Here is a 1689-nt window from a genome sequence, read left to right on the forward strand (position 1 = left end):
CGGGCGTATGCACCGGTGAGATGATTTCAGCGGTCTTACCCGTACCGAGCTTTTCGAGCAAGGGCAGTAAGGAGGCCACAATTTTATCAAAGTAGGTTTTGTCGTATTGGATGGCGCTTCTCAGTCCGGCCAGTACATCGTCTGCAGCCGGGTGCGCGCCAAAATACATTTCAAGGGCGACCACACGTGCGCTTCGCCCCTGCAGGTGACGCGGGGTGTTTTTTTCGTTGACGTTACTTTCCAGCGCGGTGACCAATTCCGCTGCTTTGGGGTGGTAAGACGGCAGCTTTTTCACGCAGTAATCGACATACAGCTCATCAATGGCGGTCACATAACGCTGGATAGCGGCCATATCGGGCTTTTTACCGAGCGCATCCAGCGCCCTTGCGATGATATTGACAAATCGCCACGCAAACTGTTTGAACGCGGCGCTGTTGCCGCCGCCGTCGAGCTGGCCAGAAACGCGGGTCGCGACTTCCGTAATGCGGCCAAAGCGCCCTACCGGTGAGTAGCGTCCACTTTGGTCTGAATACCCTAAGTGCAAGATATAAAACTCATCGAGGCGCCCCGCTCGCAGGCACTCGATGTACATGCGAAGCAGCATGTCGGCGTCCCCTTTAGGGTCAAACATCAACACCACATCGCCACGGCGGATATCTTGCGTCACCAATAGTTCAGCGAGGCGCGTTTTACCGACCCCTGTGGTGCCAAGCACTAAGGTGTGCCCCGCTCTTGCGCTGCTCGGCAATAAACAATCGACCTCTTCATCAAGGCCGATGCCGTGCATTCGAGAGTCGCCCCCCACCGGGGGTAAAGGTTTCACCGGGTTGATGGCACTAAGAAAGGTGTTAATGATACCCCAGCCTTTACCAACCCTGGCTATCACACGTTTACCAGACCAAAAGCGCTCTATCCATTTTCCTTCGTATTTGGCTTCCATGGTGCGCGCAAAGCGATAAAGTTTAGACGGGGTGACGTAGCGCTCTGCCCAGATTTGACGTGTATCATAAAGGCGCTGAGCATGGCGAGGCAGGACTAGAAAGCCTTTCCCGAGAAAGAGTTTATTTTGATATACCGGCATGTCATCGGAGTTCATCGCCCAATAGGGCATGCGAAGTAATCGCTTGCGATACCCGAGCACGGAAAGCCCTTGCTTAAGGCGAATCAGCGCGCACAAGCCAAGGCAAAAACCGAGCGGGTGCGCGAAAACAGGGGCCAGCATGAACACTTGCGGGGCGATGACCACCACGATAGCGGCCATGCTAAACATGGCCGCGCTCAGCAGCTCATCAGCAGGGCGAAGCAGACCTTCGGCGTAACCACTCATTGCAGGGTCTCATCGTCTAACGTCATCCCCCACTCTCGCTGCCAGGCGCAGCGCTCTTCGAGGATTTCAATGCGGCGCTTGACTTGATGCGTCACTTTGTCTTTATTACTTCTCTTTTTAGCTGGCGGTAGCTCAAGACTCTTTGGAGGTAAGCAGCGCTGGGCAAAGGGGTTATCACTGTTAATGCTCATCACCTTCTCCTTGAGATTTTAATAACATCATCAAAGCGTGCTCTGGGCTCACGTTGTGCATCTGGCTTTGCTGGGCGAGCGCCAGAATCACCGGCGCTAGTGCCTTACTCTCTAGCACTTGATGGGTGGTTTTAATCGCGTGTTGAATATCCGAATAAGATAAAGCGTGCG

At 54.1% G+C, this 1689-nt stretch carries 3 protein-coding genes; all 3 read right to left on the reverse strand.

The features are described from left to right. A partial coding sequence (traD, locus tag AB6D93_RS23945; protein WP_372159244.1) for a conjugative transfer system coupling protein TraD occupies positions 1-1327 on the reverse strand: 1327 nt, incomplete at its 3' end. Then, complete coding sequence (locus tag AB6D93_RS23950) at positions 1324-1518, reverse strand: hypothetical protein (RefSeq protein ID WP_102425276.1); 195 nt, start codon at positions 1516-1518, stop codon at positions 1324-1326. The genes AB6D93_RS23950 and traD, both read right to left, overlap by 4 nt. Next, positions 1508-1689: hypothetical protein (locus AB6D93_RS23955; RefSeq protein WP_372159246.1), on the reverse strand; the 182-nt coding region annotated here is incomplete at its 5' end. The genes AB6D93_RS23950 and AB6D93_RS23955, both read right to left, overlap by 11 nt.

Source organism: Vibrio sp. 10N.247.310.23, from assembly GCF_041467155.1.
Classification (GTDB): domain Bacteria; phylum Pseudomonadota; class Gammaproteobacteria; order Enterobacterales; family Vibrionaceae; genus Vibrio; species Vibrio crassostreae_C.

Excerpts from the sequence above, each read along its gene's own strand:
- AB6D93_RS23950 (WP_102425276.1), bottom strand. The coding sequence starts at position 1,518 with ATGAGCATTAACAGTGATAACCCCTTTGCCCAGCGCTGCTTACCTCCA.